Genomic DNA, 18,195 nt, shown 5'->3' with positions numbered 1-18,195 from the left:
CGCGGCGCGTCAGAGCGGATCGGCGCTCGGTGTGGCGATCTTCGGCGCGTGCATCGCGACGCTGCAGCCGTTTCCGGCGGCGATGCGGGTGACGCTCGGCATCGCGACCGGATTGTCGGCACTCGCCGCCGCGACATGGTGGATTACGGCGCGGCCGGCACCGGCACCGGGCGAAACGGCCGCGCAGTTGCGGACCGCCGCGCGCCGCTAGAACATGCTCTGGCAGGCGCGCCGGCTGCTCATCGTGTTGTGGTCAGTGCAGCCCGCCACTCACGCAACATACATCGCGACACTGACGAACTGGCACAGGCTCCCGGCCAGCACGAACAGGTGCCAGATGCCGTGCCCGTGGCGAATGCGTTCGTCGTTGATGAAGAAGTAGATCCCCGCGCTGTAGATCAACCCGCCGGCCACGAGCCACGCGGTACCGACCGGCGGCAGCGCATGGATCAGCGGACGCACCGCGACGAGCGCGAGCCAGCCCATCGCCACGTACAGGATCATCGACAGCAGGCGCGTACGCCGCCCGAGCGTCAGCTCCTGCACGATCCCGAACACGGCCAGCCCCCAGCTCACGCCGAACAGCGACCAGCCCCACGGTCCGCGCAGCGTGACCAGCGTGAACGGCGTATAGCTGCCGGCGATCAGCAGGTAGATCGCCGAGTGGTCACACTTCTGCAGGATCGCTTTCAGGCGCGGATTGCGCACGCTGTGGTACAGCGTCGAGATTGCGTAAAGCAGGATCAGCATCGCGCCGTACACGCTGAAGCTCACGACTTTGTACGGATCGCCCTCGAGCGCGCCCATCGTCACGAGCGCCACGAGACCGACCACCGACAGCACCGCGCCGACGAGATGGGAAATGCTGTTGAAACGCTCACCGACATGCACGACGTGTTCTCCTGCGGGTCCATCGGGAAAAATGAACCCTATGATACCGGCCGGCGGATTTTGCCGTGCTGCGCTCGGGCAAACGGCGAAGCGCGCCGCCGGCCCGCCAATGAAAAAAGCGCCGCGACATTCATCGCGGCGCTTCCCTTTCGATTACCAAACTGCCCGGGCAGTCGAGCTCAACAACACTTCCCCGCTCCCGATCCATACCGCGCATTCTGACGCTCGCGGAAGAATTCCTCGTACGTCATCGGCTCGCGGTCCGGATGGGTCGCGCGCATGTGCGCGACGTAGGTGTCGTAGTCGGGCAGGCCGACCATCAGCCGCAACGCCTGCCCGAGGTAACGCCCCGCGCTGCGCAGGTCGCTGCCAAGATCGCTGAACATCGCGGCCTCCCCTTAACGTCCGCTGCCGAGCGCCTGCGCGGCCGGCATGGCTTCGTACGGCGTCTCGCGCACGGTCGGCTTCGACTCGCGGCGCGCGCGCAGCACGGCGATCACGCCGTACACCGCGATCGCCACGACGACGAAGATGAACAGCCCGGCCAGCGCCGCATCGATGTAGTCGTTGAAGATGATCCGCTTCATCTGCGCGATCGACTTCGCCGGGGCAAGCACCTTGCCTTCGTCCACCGCGGCCTGCAGCTTCGCGGCATGCGCGAGGAAGCTGACCTTCGGGTTCGCGTCGAAAATCTTCTGCCAGCCGGCGGTCAGCGTGCAGATCAGCAGCCACACGGTCGGCACGATCGTCACCCACGCATAGCGCTCGCGCTTCATCTTGAACAGCACGACGGTGCCGAGCACCAGCGCGATCGCGGCGAGCATCTGGTTCGAGATGCCGAACAGCGGCCACAGCGTGTTGATGCCGCCGAGCGGATCGACCACGCCCTGGTACAGGAAGTAGCCCCACGCGGCCACGCACAGCGCGGTGGCGACCAGGTTCGCGGGCAGCGACTCGGTGCGCTTGAGCGCCGGGTGGAACGTGCCGAGCAGATCCTGCAGCATGAAGCGGCCCGCACGCGTACCGGCGTCGACGGCCGTCAGGATGAACAGCGCCTCGAACAGGATCGCGAAGTGATACCAGAACGCCATCATCGCTTCGCCGCCGATCACCTGGTGCAGGATGTGCGCCATGCCGACGGCCAGCGTCGGCGCGCCGCCCGCACGCGCGATGATCGTCGTTTCGCCGACGGCCTTCGCGGTCTGCGTCAGCATGTCAGGCGTCAGCACGAAGCCCCATTGCGTGACGGTGTTGGCCACCGCTTCCGGCGTCGTGCCGAGCACGGCGGCCGGCGCGTTCATCGCGAAGTAGATGCCCGGCTCGATCACGCTCGCGGCGACCAGCGCCATGATCGCGACGAACGATTCCATCAGCATCGCGCCGTAACCGATGAAGCGCGCGTTGGTTTCGTTGTCGATCAGCTTCGGCGTCGTGCCCGACGAGATCAGCGCGTGGAAGCCCGACACCGCGCCGCACGCGATCGTGATGAACAGGAACGGGAACAGGCCGCCCGACCACACGGGGCCCGTGCCGTCGACGAACTTCGTCAGCGCGGGCATCTTCAGTTCCGGCGCGACGACCAGGATGCCGATCGCGAGGCCGAGGATCGTGCCGATCTTCAGGAAGGTCGACAGGTAGTCGCGCGGCGCGAGCAGCAGCCACACCGGCAGCACCGAGGCAACGAAGCCGTAGCCGATCAGGATCCACGTGAGCTGCGTGCCCGTGAACGTGAACCACGCGGCGAGCGTCGGCGAATCGTGCACGTGCTGGCCGAACGCGATCGACGCCATCAGCAGCACGAAGCCGATGATCGACACTTCGCCGATGCGGCCCGGACGGATGTAGCGCGTGTAGACGCCCATGAACAGCGCGATCGGAATCGTCGCGGCGACGGTGAACGTGCCCCACGGCGAATTGGTCAGCGCCTTCACGACGATCAGCGCGAGCACCGCGAGGATGATCACCATGATCAGGAACGCGCCGAACAGCGCGATCACGCCGGGCACCGTGCCGAGCTCCATCTTGACGAGATCGCCGAGCGAGCGGCCGTCGCGGCGCGTCGAGATGAACAGCACGATGAAGTCCTGCACCGCGCCGGCGAACACGACGCCGGCCAGGATCCACAGCATGCCGGGCATGTAGCCCATCTGCGCGGCGAGCACGGGCCCGACGAGCGGGCCGGCGCCGGCGATCGCGGCGAAGTGATGGCCGAACAGCACGTACTTGTTGGTCGGCACGTAGTCGAGGCCGTCGTTGTACTTGACGGCCGGCGTCATCCGCAGCCCGTCGAGCTGCATGACCTTGCTGGCGATGAAACGGCTGTAGAAGCGATACGCGATCAGATACACGCAGACTGCGGCGATCACGATCCAGAGGGCACTGACGCGCTCGCCGTGTGCGAGTGCGATCGTGCCGAACGCGAACGCGCCGAGCAGCGCGACCGCAATCCAGAGCAGGGTACTGGAAGCCCGATTCATGGCGTCTCCTGGTCTCCAATGTGGTTTTAGATGGCATGCGGCGAGGGTGCCGCATACACGTGACGTCGATGCGTCGTGCCCCGGTCTCGTTGAGACCGGAGCGATGGGCCGTAGTATTCCGTGCGACCGGGGCGGCTTACAAGCGGTTAACTACGTATGCGGAGCTACGTAGAATTACGTAGATGCGTGCGCAACGTTCGGGCGGAAAGGTCGGGAAACGCATCGGCCTGCCCGGCGCGGCACGATGCAAAACGGCCGACCTGTGCGCAACGTTCGGGCGGAAAGGTCGGGAAACGCACCGGCCTTCGAGGCGCGGCACGATGCAAAACGGCCGACCTGTGCGCAACGTTCGGGCGGAAAGGTCGGGAAACGCACCGGCCTTCGAGGCGCGGCACGATGCAAAACGGCCGGCAACAGAGGTGCCGGCCGCTGGTGTGAAACGAATGAAACCCGCGTCGCGCGCCGCCGCCCTCGCTGACGGCGCATCGCCACGTGATGCTTTGCTACGACTGCCGCTCGGCTGCCACGACCGGCTCCGCCCGGTTGTCGCGCGCGCCGCTTGCCGCCTTCGGCTTCTCCCAGAACGTCGCGTTTTTGATGCCGAGCGCAGCCGGATCGAACGACGGCTCGCGTCCCGCGCGCTTCTGCGCTTCGTAGTCGCGCAGCGCCTTGAGCGCCGGTTTCTGCAGCAGCAGGATCGCGACGATGTTGAGCCACGCCATCAACCCGACGCCGATGTCGCCCAGCGCCCACGCGACGCTCGCGCTCTTCACCGCGCCGTACAGCGTGGCAAGCAGGATCACCCCGCGCAGCACGAACGTGCCCGCGGCGCTGCTGCGCGCACGGCTCAGGTATGCAACGTTGGTTTCCGCGATGTAGTAGTACGCGAGGATCGTGGTGAACGCGAAGAAGAACAGCGCCATCGCGACGAACGCCGCGCCGAAGCCGGGCAGCACCGATTCGACGGCCATCTGCGTGTAGCCCGGGCCGGCCTCGATGCCGGCCGCGCCCGAGAACAGCGCGCGGCCGCCCGGCGCGACCACGTTGTACGCGCCGGTGATCAGGATCATGAAGCCCGTCGCCGAGCAGACGAACAGCGTATCGACGTAGACGGAGAACGCCTGTACGAGCCCCTGCTGCGCCGGGTGCGTCACTTCGGCGGCCGCCGACGCGTGCGGGCCCGTGCCCTGCCCCGCTTCGTTCGAATAGACGCCGCGCTTCACGCCCCACTGGATCGCCATGCCGAGCACCGCGCCGAAGCCGGCCTCGAAGCCGAACGCGCTTTCGAACACCAGCTTGACGACGCCCGGCAGGCGCTCGATGTCGAGCGCGATCACGACGCACGCGATCAGGATGTAGCCGAGCGCCATGAACGGCACGACGATTTCCGCGACGCGCGCGATCCGCTTCACGCCGCCGAAGATGATCAGCCCGAGCAGCAGCACGAGCACCGCGCCGGTGACGGGCTTCGCGATGCCGAAGGAATTCTCGATCGCGGACGAGATCCCGTTCGCCTGCACGCCCGGCAGCAACAGCCCGCACGCGAGCACGGTGGCAATCGCGAACGCGATCGCATACCAGCGGATGCCGAGCCCCTTCTCGATGTAATACGCGGGGCCGCCGCGATACTGCCCTTCGCGCCGCACCTTGTAGATCTGCGACAGCGTCGATTCGACGAACGCGGTGCTCGCGCCGAGGAACGCGACGAGCCACATCCAGAACATCGCGCCGGGGCCGCCGAACGTGATGGCCGTCGCGACGCCCGCGATGTTGCCCGTGCCGACGCGCCCCGACAGCGACATCGCCAGCGCCTGGAACGACGACACGCCTTCCGCTGACGCCTTGCTGCCACGCATCAGGCGCAGCATCTCGATGAAGTGGCGCACCTGCGCGAAGCGCGTGCGCAGCGAAAAATACAGCCCCGCGGCAAGACAGAGAAAGATGAGCGCGGGGCTCCAGATGACACCGTTGAGCGAATCGACGAATTTTTCCATGAGGCGTTTCTGCTGAAGGCGGGAATGACGCGTGGCGGAGGGTCGGATCCGTTACGCGAGCGCGCGGGAGTCACGACTACGGACAGATCCGAATTGATCTTTCATTTATATTACATGCCTTACGATTTCATTCGGAATTGGGGTGTCCCCCAAGCGGCGTGCGACGAGCCCGGGCGGCGTGGCGACGACGTGATCGGCAATCGGGCGGCAGGTCTTGCGCCGGGTGCTTCGAATCTCACGGCGCTGCACGGCCCCGCACTCGAACGGCATTGATCCTGGCCGGCGCACCCCTTACAGTGTTCGCCTGCCTTGATACCGGAACCGCCATGCCGATCGGATTTCAGAAAATGCACGCGAACGGCGACGACTTCGCGATCGTCGACCTGCGCGGCACCCCGCATGCGATCGACGGCGGCCTCGCCCGGCAAATGGGCGACCGGAAGCGCGGTATCGGCTTCAACCAGCTCGCGGTCGTGTCCGACTGCGACGACGCGGCGGCCCGCGTCGCGTTCTGGAACGCCGACGGCTCGCCGCTCGATACCTGCGGCAGCGCGACACGCGGCGTCGCGTGGCACCTGATGCGGGAAACCGGCCTGTCGTCGCTCGTGCTGCGGACTCCCCGCGGGTATCTCGTGTGCTCGACGGAGGCGAACGGCCTGATCACGGTCGAGATGGGCAGGCCGCTCACCGGCTGGCGGGACGTGCCGCTCGCCGAGGCACTCGACACCCTCGCGCTGCCGCTGCCCGGCGCGCCGGCCGCGTGCAACATGGGCAATCCGCATTGCACGTTCTTCGTCGACGATCTCCGCGCGATCGACGTCGCGGCGCTCGGCCCGGCCATCGAAACGCATCCGCTGTTTCCGCAGAAAACCAACGTGCACTTCGTTCAGGTCGTCGATCGCACGCATATTCGCCTGCGCATCTGGGAGCGCGGCGGCGGCGTGCCGCTCGGTTCGGGATCGTGTTCGTGCGGGGCGGTCGTCAATGGCATCCGGCGCGGGCTGCTGGATGCGTCGGTGCGCGTCGAATGCGACGGCGGCGACGTCACGGTGCGCTGGGATGGCGCCGGTAGCGTGCTGCTGAGCGGGCCGGTTGCGTTCGGGTTCAGCGGGGTGTGGCTGTGACGGCCGACGACGCACACACGTTCCAGGCACTCCGTCCGCGCCTGCAGAAGATCGCGTACCGGATGCTCGGTTCCGTCGCGGACGCCGAGGACATCGTGCAGGACGTCTGGCTGCGGTGGCACGACGCAGCGCGCGACAGGATCGACAACACCGAAGCGTGGCTCGTCTCGGTCACGACACGCACCTCGATCGACCGCCTGCGCGCCGCGAAGATCCGGCGCGAGCATTACACGGGGATCTGGCTGCCCGAACCGGAACTCGGCGAATCGCCCGCGACGCCCGAGGAAATGACGGAACGCGCGAACGACGTGTCGGTCGCGTACCTGCTGCTGCTCGAACGGTTGGCGCCGGAAGCGCGCGCGGCCTTCCTGCTGCGCGAAGTGTTCGATGCCGACTACGACGAGATTGCCGACGCGATCGGCAAATCCGAAGCCGCATGCCGGCAGCTCGTCAGCCGGGCGAAGGCCCAGTTGCGCGACGACGACAGGCCGCGCCACATCGTGCCGCGTGAAACGCACCGGCAACTGCTGCAAACCTTTTCGCACGCGCTCGCGCAAGGCGATTTTCCGTCGATCCAGGCGCTCCTCGCCGAAGACGCGATGCTGATCGGCGACGGCGGCGGCAAGGTCCAGAGTTTCCCGAAACCGATGGTCGGCGGTCGCCGCATCGCCCAGCTGTTCTACGCGACGTGGTTGCGCTGCGGCAGCGGCGTCGAAATGCGTCCGGTCGTGTTGAACGACGAGTGGGCGATGCTGCGCTTCATCGCCGGTCAGCTCGAATCCGCGATTGCGTTCGAGACGGACGGCACGCGCATCGTACGGATTCTCGTGCAGCGCAACCCCGACAAGCTCGCGCGCATCGCGGCCGCGTGCGGCGCCGGCTAGCGCCTGACGACCGACCGGCTGAAGCGCGACGCGCGCGCCGTGCACCGCTCGATGGGGCATTGGTGCAGCGCGCGCAACACGATGCGTCCCTCTGCGTGGCTACCGCGCGCCGCCACGCGCTCCTAAGATGATTTCGCGCGGCGCCCTGCCGCCCCATGACACCCGCCGAGCGCGGGCAAGCCTCTTCGTCGCCAGGAGAAATCATGACGCAGCGTCTCAACTACATGCATCAATCGCCGGAGCTGTTCAAGCAATTCCTCGAACTCAGCAACTTGCTGCGCAGCAGCGCGATCGAGGAATCGATCCGTGATCTCGTGTCGGCGCGCGCGTCGCAACTCAACGGCTGCGCATTCTGCCTCGACATGCACGTGAAGGAGGCTCGCCTTCACGGCGAGCGCGAATTGCGCCTTCACCATCTCGCCACGTGGCGCGAATCGACGCTGTTCTCGCCGCGCGAGCGGGCCGCGCTGGCGTGGACCGAAGTGCTGACGAAACTGCCCGAGCACGGCGTGCCGGACGACGTCTACGATCGCGTGCGCGGCCAGTTGTCCGAGAAGGAATTGTCGGACCTGACGTTCGAAGTGATGGCGATCAACGGCTGGAACCGCGCCAATGTCGCGTTCCGGACCTTACCGGGCTCGGCCGACAAGGCCTACGGCCTCGACAAGGCGAATCTCGCCTGACGCCCGCGCCCGGCTTCGGGCCGCTGCCCTCCTTCGCCGCCGGCCGCCGGCCGGCGGTATCACTGGAATCCCTCCGATGATTCGCTTGAAACATGCCGCCGCGGCCGCGCTCGTCGTCGCGGCCGCCACCGCCGGCGCCGTCCACGCGGCGCCTTCCGCCATCGTCACTCCGCTGATGACGAAGCCGCTCACCGAATATCCGGGCAAGGAAGCCGAGATGATCTCGGTCGAATATCCGCCCGGCGCGGTCGACCCCGTCCACCGTCACCACGCCGAGGCGTTCGTCTATGTCGTGGAGGGCTCGATCGTGATGCAGGTGAAGGGCGGCGAGCCCGTCACGCTGAAGCCGGGCCAGACCTTCTACGAGGGGCCCGACGACCTGCATACGGTCGGACGCAACGCGAGCCGCACGAAACCTGCGAAGTTCATCGTGCTGCTGTTGAAGGACAAGGGCGCACCCGTGCTCGTGCCGGAAAAATAACCGGCCGGCACGCCGCCGCGTCCCTTTTTTAAAAAATGCGGCGGGCGGTGTCACAGGCGGCAATGCTGAAACGTCTAGTCGCATATGGACACCACGAATCCAGCGCCTCCATGTCAGACACCTCCATCCGCCGCCCTGACGCCGACGACCCTTTTGCGCGCAGCTTCTCGACCTGCTACGCCGGTGTCGTCACCTTTCTTGCCGTCGTCACCGAAGGCAGCTTTGCCCGCGCCGCCGATCGCCTCGGCGTCGGCCGCTCGTCGGTCAGCCGCCACGTGCAGCGGCTCGAGGACCGGCTCGACGCGCGCCTGTTCCAGCGCACGACACGCAGCATGTCGCTGACGCGCGAAGGCGAACTCTTCTATGAGAACTGCCGGCCCGGCATCGAACATCTCGCGCAGGCGCTCGAGGACATGCGCGAGCTGCGCAGCGGCCCGCCGAGCGGACACCTGCGGATCGGCTCGACGCCCGGCTTCGGCCGCAAGATCATCGCGCCGCTGCTGCGCGATTTCCATGCGCAGTATCCGGACATCACGCTCGAGCTGTTGCTGAACGACCGGCCGGCCGATTTCTCCGCCGACCGCATCGACGTCGAGTTTCGCGACGGCCGCATGGAAGACAGCGCGATCGTCGCGCGCCAGCTGATTCCGATGCAGATGATCGTCTGCGCGTCGCCGTCGTACCTGCACCGGCACGGCTTGCCGCGTCATGTGGACGAGCTTGCGCAGCATCGCTGCATCAACCTGCGCACCGCGTCGGGTCGCGTGACGGAATGGGAATTCAAGGTCGACGGGCTGACGCAGCAGCGCCAGCTCGCCGCGCATCACACCTTCAACGACATGGATCTGGTCGTACGCGCGGCGCTCGACGGGCTCGGCATCGCGCAACTGCCGGCGTACCAGGTGTGCGACCTGCTCGCCGACGGGCAACTGGTGAGCTGCCTCGGCCAGCACGCGCCGGACGACGGCGGACACTATCTCTGTTACCTGAGCCGCAAGCATCTGCCGACACGCATACGCGTGTTCATCGACTACATGATCGAGCAGACGCGCGCGCGCGATCTGCAGTGCCTGACGACGATGACCACGATGACGACGACGGCGCCGCTGGAGACGGTCGATTGATGCATTCGAAACAACATCGTGAGCACCTGCGAGGCTCTACCGGATCGCGCGGCGTCTGCCTACGATGCGGGCTGGTCGAACAGCGTGCGGGCAACGGGGCACGCCGTTCGGCAAGGTGCCGGCGCACGCGCGCGAATGCGATGCGCGCCGGCTTCGACCGATTCATGCGGCGCGCATCTCGCGCGCCCGTTCAAGGAGAGCAATCGTGAAGATCGTCGTGATTGGTGGTACCGGCCTCATCGGCAGTAAAGTCGTCAGAAACCTGATCGCGCGCGGCCACGACGCCATGGCGGCCGCGCCGTCGACAGGCGTCGATACGATCACGGGCGCGGGGCTGGGCGACGCGCTGGCGGGCGCGGACGTCGTGGTCGATCTCGCGAACTCGCCGTCGTTCGAGGAAGCGGCCGTGAAGGCATTCTTCGAAACGTCGGGACGCAACCTGTTCGCCGCGGAGCGCGCGGCGGGCGTGCGCCATCACGTCGCGCTCTCGGTGGTCGGCACCGACCGCCTGCAGCAAAGCGCGTATTTCCGCGGCAAGATCATTCAGGAAGACCTGATCCGCGCAGCAGGTGTGCCATACACGATCGTGCGCTCGACGCAGTTCTTCGAATTCGTCGGCGCGATCGCCCAGGCAAGCGCCGAAGGCGACACCACGCGGCAGACCACCGCGTTCTTCCAGCCGATCGCATCGGACGACGTCGCGGCCGCCGTCACCGATGTCGCGCTCGACGCACCGCGCAACGGCATCGTCGAAATCGGCGGCCCCGATCGGGTGCGGATCGCCGACCTGGTCGACCATTTCCTGAAGGTCACGCACGACCCGCGCACGGTCGTCAGGGACGCCGGCGCCGATTACTTCGGCGCGATGCTGCAGGACGACACGCTCGTCCCCGGGCCCGGCGCGCGCCTCGGTGCGACGACCTTCGACACGTGGTTCCAGAAAAGCCAGCCCGCGCGCTGAGCCGCACCGCAGGATCACGCACGCCATGACGCCGCTGCGCCCGCCGCCGCTCTCGCTGCTCGACAAGTATCGCGGGCGGGAACCGCAGACGCTCTATTCGACGACGGTGACCGTCACGGGTGGGGCGGCGGAGCACGGCCGCGCGTCGGGCGTTGCGCGTTCCGACGACGGCCGTCTCGATGTGGAGCTGCGCCTGCCGTCCGCGCTCGGCGGGCCGGGCGACGGCCCGAACCCGGAGCAGCTGTTTGCCGCAAGCTATGCGGCGTGCTTTCACGGGGCGCTGAGCCTGCTCGCCGCGCGGGCCGGCGTGTCGATCGCCGGCGCTTCGGTCCGCGCCTCGGTCGACTTCTGCCGCGATCCGGTGGATGGGCTGTTCATGCTGAGCGCGAACATCCGCGTGCGGCTGCCGGGCGTCGAGCGCACGGTGGCGGAAGAACTCGTCCGCAATACGGAACGCTTCAGCCCTTATACGAAGATGGCGCACGAAGGCATCAGCCACGTCGTGGCGCTCGCGCCGCCGGACGATCCATCGAGCGGCTGATCACGGACGGGAGGCCCGGCGCATCGCGCGCCGGGCCGTGCAAGTCAGCGCTTGCTCACTGCTTTTCGTCGATCTTCTTCGGCTTCGGCGGCGACGGCACCTTCGCGTACTGGAACGCCGGGGTCGCCTTCAGCGCATCCTTCGTCGCACCCGGCAGGTAGATGTTGCCTTTGCGCACGTCGAGCGATGCGATCGGCACCGCGACGTCATGCGCGGCCACGCCGAGGAAGCCGCCGGCCGACACGATCGCCGCCGACACCGAGCCGTCCGGTGCGACGATCAGGTCGCGCACGGTGCCGACTTTCTGGTTGTCGTCGTTGTAGACGGCTTTGCCGAGCACGCTCTTCTTCACGCTCCAGCCTTCGAGCAGTGCCTGCGATTGCTCGACGGTCACGCTGATCGGCTGCGCGCCCGCGATCTGCGCGTGTGCGCTGACGCTCGATGCGAGGACGGTTGCTGCGATGAGGGTCTTGTAGAAAGCCATGCTGTCATGTACTCCGGTGAATTGTTGTCGGTGTCGGCGGCCGGCCAAGCCGCCTCCGTGCCTGCGCCGCGTGAAGCACGGCGGCTCGCGCACGACGCATCGCACCGGCCCATGTTAGCGCCACTCGCGAAACGCTGCATCGGACGCGATGACGCAGCCCCCGTCACGCGCCCCGCGCGACGGCGACATTACGGACACCGCAACGAATCGCGCACGCGGTCGAACTCCGGCAGATAACGCGCGTAGTTTTCCTCGCGCGCCGTGTAGATCAGCGCGCAAGTCTTCGTGTCGCCGGAGGTCAGCACGGCCGCCTGGTGCACGATTTCATCGTTGAGCGCCCCCTTGTGCTCACACATCGTTGCGGGCCGGCCCGCTATCGTGCCGTTCCCCGCGTGCGACCAATCGACCGCACTGCCACTGTCCTTGACCGCATCGACCATCTCTTCGCAGAAGCTCGACATCGTGTCGTCGCTCTTGTCGCCGATGACGAACTCGATCCCCGCCGACATCATCCCGAACCTGAAACGACGGATCCGGTAGGTCGCGTCGCCGCGATCCTCCGGCTGGTTCGCGACCCGCCATCCCGCAGGCAAACGCAGCTCCGCAGGCGCCGGATAATTGCGCACGAGCCGCAGGTCGTTGTCGAAATTCAGCACGCCCGCGACACCCAGCACCACGATCGCCACGGCAATCGACAGCCAGACGCCGAGCAGCGTCAGCAGGCCGATGCCCGCCGCGCGCCAGTTCGATTGCAGCGCGCCGCCGGCGGCCCGGTGCGCGTCGACGGCTGCGCCTTGCGCGTGCCGTCCGTAAAAAATCGTCCCGGCGAGACCGGCAATGACGACCGCATGCACGAGCGCGTGCGGCACCACCGAGGTTTCCGGTATGTCCGCCGCTGCATACAGCACGATCGACACGAGCGTGACGAGCGCCGTGACGAGAATCTGCCGCTGCGCGAGCGCGCGGTGGCCCAGGCGCCGCGCGTTCGCCGCGAGCAGGATGCCGCCGGCGAGCGGCGAGCCGAGAAATGCCGCCCAGCCGACGCCCGCCATCGTGAACAGCTTGCCGGGCGGCACCGGTGCCGTCGATGCCATCGATTCCGTCGGGCCGGAAGCAGCCGGTTCGCCCGGCATGGCCGGTGCGTCGGACGGGAATTCGGTCATGTCGGCATCGCCCCCGTCACGCGTTGCGCGACTGCGCGCGTCGTTGCCGCACGGCGTCGGCCAGTACGTCGAGTACCGGTTCCGTCTGCGTCCAGCTCAGGCATGCATCCGTGATCGATACGCCGTACTTCAGCGGTACACCCGGCTTCAGGTCCTGGCGCCCGGCCTCGAGATGGCTCTCGACCATCACGCCGACGATCCGCTGCTCGCCCTGCGACAGCTGCCGCGCGAGATCCTGCGCGACGTCGATCTGCCGGTCGTGCGACTTGTTCGAGTTCGCGTGCGAGCAGTCGACCATCACCTGCTCGCGCAAGCCGGCCTTGCGCAGCACTGCACAGCTCGCCTCGACATGCTCGGCGTCGTAGTTCGGGCCGTTCTTGCCGCCGCGCAGGATCACGTGCGCGTCGTCGTTGCCGCGCGTCTCGAAGATCGCGGCCATCCCCATCTTCGTCATTCCCATGAACGCATGGCTCGCGGCCGCGGCGACGATCGCGTCGGACGCGACCTGCACGCCGCCGTCGGTGCCGTTCTTGAAGCCGATCGGGCAGCTCAGGCCCGACGCGAGCTGGCGATGGCTCTGGCTCTCGGTCGTGCGCGCGCCGATCGCGCCCCACGCGATCAGGTCGGCGATGTACTGCGGGCTCAGCAGGTCGAGGAATTCGGTCGACGCCGGCAGGCCCAGCGCGTTGATGTCGAGCAGCAGTTGCCGCGCGGCGCGCAGCCCTTCGTTGATGCGGAAGCTGCCGTCGAGGCGCGGATCGTTGATGTAGCCCTTCCAGCCGACCGTCGTGCGCGGCTTCTCGAAGTAGACGCGCATCGTGATCAGCAGGTCGTCCTTCAGCGCATCGGCGGCGATCTTCAGGCGGCGCGCGTAATCGAGCGCCTGGTCGTGATCGTGGATCGAGCACGGGCCGACGACGAGCAGCAGCCGGTCGTCGCGGCCGTGCAGGATGTCGCCGATCGCGCGACGCGTGTCCTCGACGAGCGTCTGCGTGGCGGCCGGCACCGGCAGTTCGTCCAGCAGCAGCGCCGGCGAAATCAGCGGGCGCACGGCGCCGATGCGGACGTCGTCGATGCGCGTGGTGTCCTGCGTCGCGTCGGCGCTGCCTACCTCGCGATCGTGGGAAGGATTGTCGAGGTTCTGCATGGTGATTCTCCGGGGGACGTCTGGAATGATGGGCAGGCTCGATTATGGCACCCGGGCGGGGCGGCGGCGGGTTGCGGCAGGGGGCGGGCGCGGCGGGATGACGGCAGCGCGACGGAAATCAAAAGGCCCAACGAAAAAAGGCGACCCGCGAAGGGTCGCCCGGTCATGCGTCACGTCGCGCGGCGTGTTGCCTAGTGCAGCGTCTCGGGCGCCAGCGAATTGCTCGGCAGCAGCGACGTCAGCCAGCAATTGCTCGGCGCGGCTTTCCCGTTGAAACGGTCGTAGAGCCACGGCAGCATGCCGGCCACCCACGGCACGATCGCGCCCGCGTGCTCGAGCGGATACTCGTTGTACGTGACCGGGGTGCCACTCGCGCAGAACTTCTGCGCCAGCGCACGCACGTCGTACGCCATCATCACGCCGTCGCCCACCTGGCTGCTGAACGTGCCATCGAGTGCACCCGCCGTGCCCTGGCCGATGAACATCGGGATCGTCGGCGATGCGGCCAGCCCGGCATTCACCTTGTTCGCATACGTCACGTACACGGGAATGCTGTTGATGTCGTTCGCGTATTGCGGCTTGAACAGCGTGCCCCAGTGCAGCCCCGTGTACTTCGGCAGGATGTATGCGAGCGACTGGCTCTGGATGTCCTTGAACACGGCGACGCCGGTATCGCTGAGATAGGGCGTCAGGTCGAAGCCGTAGCCGCGCGACAGCCCGGCCAGCGCGGCCGCGGCCACGCCGCCCCACACGATGCTGCCGTCGACGTAGCGCAGGTTGTGCGCCGGGTCGACCAGCACGCCGCCTTCCGCCGCGCCGACGAGTTGCTTGTTGATCTCGGGCGCGTAGCTCGGCGCGAGCTGCGCGGCCCAGTTCGTCGCGATCGCGCCGCCGGAATAGCCGATCATCGCGACCTTGCTCGACGGGTTCAGGCCCGTGGACGGCGTATTGAGCGCCGCGCGGATCGAATCGAGCGTCGTCATCCCGTATTCGGGGCCGGCAGCGAAATCGGCCGTCTGGCCTTCGGTATCGGGCACGATGACGTTGTAGCCGAGCAGCAGCAGCGTCGACAGCGGGATCGATTCCGCGCTGTAGAGCAACGTGCCAATGTTGATGACCTTGGTTACGTCGCGGTCGCCGGCGATCACCTGCGACGGCTCGTCGTACGGGTTCAGCGAATCGTAGGCCGACTGGTACGAGATCGCCTGGCCGTTGCTGACCTGGCTCCGGATCACCGACGTCACGTTGACGACCGGCTGGTTCAGCGCGTTATTGGTGCGATACAGCAACTGCTGCGCGGTCAGCGCGGTGGGGATGCCGGCCACGTGATAGGTGACGTTGCGCGTCTTGAGCACCGTGCCCGGTGGAATCGATGCCAATGGCGTGGCGCCGGTGTACGTGTAGAACGGGTCGGATACGGTCGGCGCGGCGGCGCTGGCCGGCGGTGCCGTCATGGCCAGCGTGGCGGATACGACCGCCGCGGCCATCATGAAACGTCTGGAGGACATGGTTGGGGCCCCTGGGATAACCTGCTTTCATCGAAGGAAGTTCGCGGTGTTGCAGACCATCTTGTGTGTCGCTTCAAAACCGTTTCCAGGCCATCGACTGTCTCCTGTGAATAAATAATACGGGCTGTTCTGAATCTGTAATTTTAGTAGGAGTACAAACCGGATGAATTGAAGCACAACGCACGGGAAATCGAAGGGCGTTTTCCATTGTTTGAAGGTAAACGTCTAAACCCGTCGTCGCGCGATGCGGGGTGCTACGGCCATTCGGCCGACTGTCCGCGTTTTGCCGAAGTGCCGTACGATCACGGCTGTCCGGTACCCGAGCGGCCGCGTCGTGCGATGGCGGCCGCGCCGCACACTGCCTGTAACCGATCGTTCCCTGTCCAACCGATACGCCACGATGACCGTCTCCGAACTGCTCCGCGCCATCCGCCAACCGTACGTCGACCTGCTCGCGAAAGCGGCTGCACAGCCGGCCGTGATCGTCGAACCGGCCTACCGGCGTGCCGACGGCACGCTCGCCACCGAAGGGCCGCTCGCGTTGCCGTGCCGGGCCGACATCATCGCGACCGAAGGCGAATCGGCCGGCCAGCCGGCGATGGTCGATTCCACCACGCAACTGTCGTTCGAGCCGTTGGCATTCGAACTTGAAACGGCGGCCGTGTCGATCCGCCCGTTCGTGTGGGACTGGGCCGCGATCGAGGCCGACGGTCTCGACGAAAGCGCGGCGGTCGAGGCGTTCAAGACGTGGTTCTTCGCATGGTTCGATGGCGACGACGAGAACGCACCGGCCGAAGACGGCCTGCACGGCATCGTTCACTTCCTGTCGGAACCGGTTCGCACGGAACAGGGGTGGCGCGTCAATGCGGATCTCGGCTCCGCACCCGAGACGGCCGTCGAGGATCTGCTGTTCCGGCTCGTCGATGCGGGCGCCACGCGGATCGTGCTCGGTTGATGCCGCACTTCATCCTTCACCGGTCCATCATGAAAAAAGCCTTTGCCGCCCTGCTGCTCTGCGCGTCGCTGCCCGCGCTCGCCAAGATCTCCACCGACGTGTACTGCTTCAAATCGGACGGCGACAAGCCCGTGCGCTTCGAGATGCGCACCTACTACGACGACGCCGTCGACTGGTCGGGCGGCATGGTCCGCTATGCGAAAGCGAAAACAGCGCTGCCGCTGGTGGTCGAGCACGTGGACGAGGAAGTGCTCGCCGAGGGCCGCCCGCACCAGTTCACGACGACCTGGGTCGAGATGGTCGACGGCAGGATCAACGGGCGGTACGAGATGATGTCGCAGGGCGCGATGATCTATTCGATGACCTATACCAGCGCACGCACGGGCAAGCAGACCGCGTTCGGCAGAGTATTGGACATCGACGCGTCCGAACAAACCGGGTGCCGCTGGTGATGCGCCCGCTGATCAGGATGGCCTGGGTGCTGTTCGCGCTGCACGCAGGCTTCGCGAATGCCGCGCCGCGCACGGTCTACGAGGGAACGTTGCAGGGCGCCGGCGCCGTCGTGATGGAACTCGACGATCGCCCGGCTGCGGATGGCTCGATCTCGGGCCGCTACTTCTATGCGCAGCACGGCGTCGATATTCCGCTGCACGGCACGCCCGCGGAATTGATGGAGCCGCTCGTGCGAACGCAGTTGCCGGACGACGCGCGCAGTCCATTGGGATTCGGCCAGCAAGCCGATTTCGATCATGCCGCGGCCACCTGGCAGGGCACGCGGGACAAGGCCGGCTATCGCGGCCGCTGGACCGATGCGCGCTCGGGCAAGTCACGCAGCTTCGCGTTGCGGCGCATTGCTGAATACGATCCCGACGCGGTAGCGCCCGGCGCTGTCGAAGCCGTCACCAACAGCATCGCCGGCGGCGTCGGCAGCGGCATCGCAAGCGGCGTGGCCATCGACATGCGGCAGGCGCCCTATGCCACGCTGAAGCTTGCCGGGCACGCGCAGCCAGCAGGCCCCGAGATCGGCGACGGAACGGTCGCGTACCGGATGTGGCGCGACCCGCGCACGAAGCTCATGTATCCGCGTCTGAGCCGTCATCCCGATCCGGCGGTCATGGCACGGGTCAACCGCCTGCTCGAGCAGCAGCACTGGCAGATGAGTCTCGCCGCGCTCGAATGCGCGTCGACCCGCTATTCCGACGACGGGCCGGCCGCCGGTTCGCTCGGCGGCTTCGACGACGAACAGGTGACGGTCACGTGGCTGTCCCCTGCGGCACTCGGCATCGTGGAATCGGGCAGTACGTACTGCGGCGGCGCTCATCCGAACAATCACTACGATCCGGTCACGTTCGACCTGCTGCGCGGTACGTACCTCGACTGGAATCGCGTGATCGATGCGACTGCGGCGGGCAAGGATGGCGATCCGGCAACGAGCCCCGCGCTGGTGAGTTTCATTACGCGGTTGCGCGACAAGGCCGAATCCGGCGCTCACCCGACGGATAGCGACGGCGATTCGATGGCGTGTGCCGATGTGTTCCCGCAGTATCTGGCGTTCGAACTCGATGCGCCCGGCAAGCTGTCTTTCAGCGTCTCCGGCATCGGGCACGCGATGGGCGCCTGTCTCGGGCCGCAACTCGATGCGCCATTTGCGGCGCTGGCGCCGATCCTGAAACCGGGCGGTTCGCGCTATCTCGTACCGGGCGTCAAGCTGAAATAACGCGGCGATGCGGGCGGTACCCGCATCGCGCCCCGGCCGGGCTTGTGCAACGACGGAGCCG

Annotated in this window: 18 protein-coding genes and 1 pseudogene; 11 read left to right on the top strand and 8 right to left on the bottom strand. The window is 66.9% G+C overall.

Translation table 11 applies throughout. The annotated features are described in order from the left end of the window. Positions 1-211: pseudogene (locus G3N93_RS08585) on the top strand (MFS transporter); the annotation flags it as partial. Between the two features lie 59 nt (positions 212-270). On the opposite strand, the gene G3N93_RS08580 reads toward G3N93_RS08585, so the two are convergent. The 4 genes from G3N93_RS08580 to G3N93_RS08565 all read right to left on the bottom strand — a co-directional run bounded on the left by G3N93_RS08580 (position 271) and on the right by G3N93_RS08565 (position 5,362). After that, positions 271-891, bottom strand: coding sequence for a hemolysin III family protein (locus G3N93_RS08580; RefSeq protein WP_039349524.1), 621 nt, complete (start codon positions 889-891; stop codon positions 271-273). Positions 892-1,070: 179 nt separating this feature from the next. Next, on the bottom strand, positions 1,071-1,277 hold the full coding sequence (locus G3N93_RS08575) for a YbdD/YjiX family protein (protein WP_011353713.1): 207 nt from the start codon (positions 1,275-1,277) through the stop codon (positions 1,071-1,073). A gap of 12 nt (positions 1,278-1,289) precedes the next feature. Continuing rightward, entirely contained in the window at positions 1,290-3,368 is a 2,079-nt protein-coding gene (locus G3N93_RS08570; protein WP_174934734.1) for a carbon starvation CstA family protein, read from the bottom strand. 503 nt (positions 3,369-3,871) lie between these two features. Then, on the bottom strand, positions 3,872-5,362 hold the full coding sequence (locus G3N93_RS08565) for a sodium:alanine symporter family protein (protein ID WP_206132789.1): 1,491 nt from the start codon (positions 5,360-5,362) through the stop codon (positions 3,872-3,874). A gap of 326 nt (positions 5,363-5,688) precedes the next feature. Between G3N93_RS08565 and dapF the strand changes: the two genes are divergently transcribed. From dapF to G3N93_RS08530, 7 genes are all read left to right on the top strand, one after another. Beyond that, a complete protein-coding gene (gene dapF, locus G3N93_RS08560) occupies positions 5,689-6,486 on the top strand; it encodes a diaminopimelate epimerase (RefSeq protein WP_206132788.1) in 798 nt (265 codons plus the stop codon). Continuing rightward, on the top strand, positions 6,483-7,370 hold the full coding sequence (locus G3N93_RS08555) for an RNA polymerase sigma-70 factor (RefSeq protein ID WP_174941837.1): 888 nt from the start codon (positions 6,483-6,485) through the stop codon (positions 7,368-7,370). The genes dapF and G3N93_RS08555 overlap by 4 nt, the downstream gene beginning before the upstream one ends. Before the next feature lie 203 nt (positions 7,371-7,573). Next, a complete protein-coding gene (locus G3N93_RS08550; protein ID WP_174940623.1) occupies positions 7,574-8,053 on the top strand; it encodes a carboxymuconolactone decarboxylase family protein in 480 nt (159 codons plus the stop codon). 76 nt (positions 8,054-8,129) lie between these two features. Beyond that, the gene (locus G3N93_RS08545; RefSeq protein WP_174940621.1) at positions 8,130-8,534 is read left to right on the top strand and encodes a cupin domain-containing protein; all 405 of its coding nucleotides are present in this window, start codon (positions 8,130-8,132) and stop codon (positions 8,532-8,534) included. A gap of 110 nt (positions 8,535-8,644) precedes the next feature. After that, positions 8,645-9,658 (top strand): LysR family transcriptional regulator, encoded by a 1,014-nt coding sequence (locus G3N93_RS08540; RefSeq protein ID WP_206122817.1) that lies wholly within the window; start codon positions 8,645-8,647, stop codon positions 9,656-9,658. Positions 9,659-9,863: 205 nt separating this feature from the next. Beyond that, positions 9,864-10,619 carry an SDR family oxidoreductase gene (locus G3N93_RS08535; protein ID WP_174940616.1) on the top strand — a complete coding sequence of 252 codons (756 nt, stop codon included), beginning with the start codon at positions 9,864-9,866 and terminating at the stop codon, positions 10,617-10,619. A 25-nt stretch (positions 10,620-10,644) separates the two neighbouring features. Next, positions 10,645-11,160, top strand: coding sequence for an Ohr family peroxiredoxin (locus tag G3N93_RS08530; protein WP_174940615.1), 516 nt, complete (start codon positions 10,645-10,647; stop codon positions 11,158-11,160). Between the two features lie 55 nt (positions 11,161-11,215). Here the strand turns inward: G3N93_RS08530 and G3N93_RS08525 are convergent, their stop codons facing one another. The 4 genes from G3N93_RS08525 to G3N93_RS08510 form a co-directional block, all read right to left on the bottom strand. Then, a complete protein-coding gene (locus G3N93_RS08525) occupies positions 11,216-11,644 on the bottom strand; it encodes a PRC-barrel domain-containing protein (RefSeq protein WP_011353703.1) in 429 nt (142 codons plus the stop codon). A gap of 188 nt (positions 11,645-11,832) precedes the next feature. Further along, positions 11,833-12,807 carry a hypothetical protein gene (locus G3N93_RS08520; RefSeq protein WP_206132787.1) on the bottom strand — a complete coding sequence of 325 codons (975 nt, stop codon included), beginning with the start codon at positions 12,805-12,807 and terminating at the stop codon, positions 11,833-11,835. A gap of 16 nt (positions 12,808-12,823) precedes the next feature. Further along, the gene (locus G3N93_RS08515) at positions 12,824-13,954 is read right to left on the bottom strand and encodes a 3-deoxy-7-phosphoheptulonate synthase (RefSeq protein ID WP_241011659.1); all 1,131 of its coding nucleotides are present in this window, start codon (positions 13,952-13,954) and stop codon (positions 12,824-12,826) included. A gap of 191 nt (positions 13,955-14,145) precedes the next feature. Next, entirely contained in the window at positions 14,146-15,462 is a 1,317-nt protein-coding gene (locus tag G3N93_RS08510) for a lipase family protein (protein ID WP_206132786.1), read from the bottom strand. Positions 15,463-15,862: 400 nt separating this feature from the next. Between G3N93_RS08510 and G3N93_RS08505 the strand changes: the two genes are divergently transcribed. From G3N93_RS08505 to G3N93_RS08495, 3 genes are read left to right on the top strand one after another with little or no spacing between them, the layout of a single operon-like run. After that, entirely contained in the window at positions 15,863-16,417 is a 555-nt protein-coding gene (locus G3N93_RS08505) for a hypothetical protein (RefSeq protein ID WP_206132785.1), read from the top strand. Then, the gene (locus G3N93_RS08500) at positions 16,417-16,869 is read left to right on the top strand and encodes a hypothetical protein (protein WP_241026464.1); all 453 of its coding nucleotides are present in this window, start codon (positions 16,417-16,419) and stop codon (positions 16,867-16,869) included. The genes G3N93_RS08505 and G3N93_RS08500 overlap by 1 nt, the downstream gene beginning before the upstream one ends. Next, positions 16,869-18,134: a hypothetical protein gene (locus G3N93_RS08495; protein WP_206132784.1), complete on the top strand. Its 1,266-nt coding sequence runs from the start codon at positions 16,869-16,871 to the stop codon at positions 18,132-18,134. The genes G3N93_RS08500 and G3N93_RS08495 overlap by 1 nt, the downstream gene beginning before the upstream one ends. The last annotated feature ends 61 nt before the right edge of the window (positions 18,135-18,195 follow it).

Source organism: Burkholderia sp. Se-20378 (genome assembly GCF_017104665.1).
GTDB lineage: Bacteria > Pseudomonadota > Gammaproteobacteria > Burkholderiales > Burkholderiaceae > Burkholderia > Burkholderia lata.
This window is presented reverse-complemented; position numbering and strand designations above follow the sequence as displayed.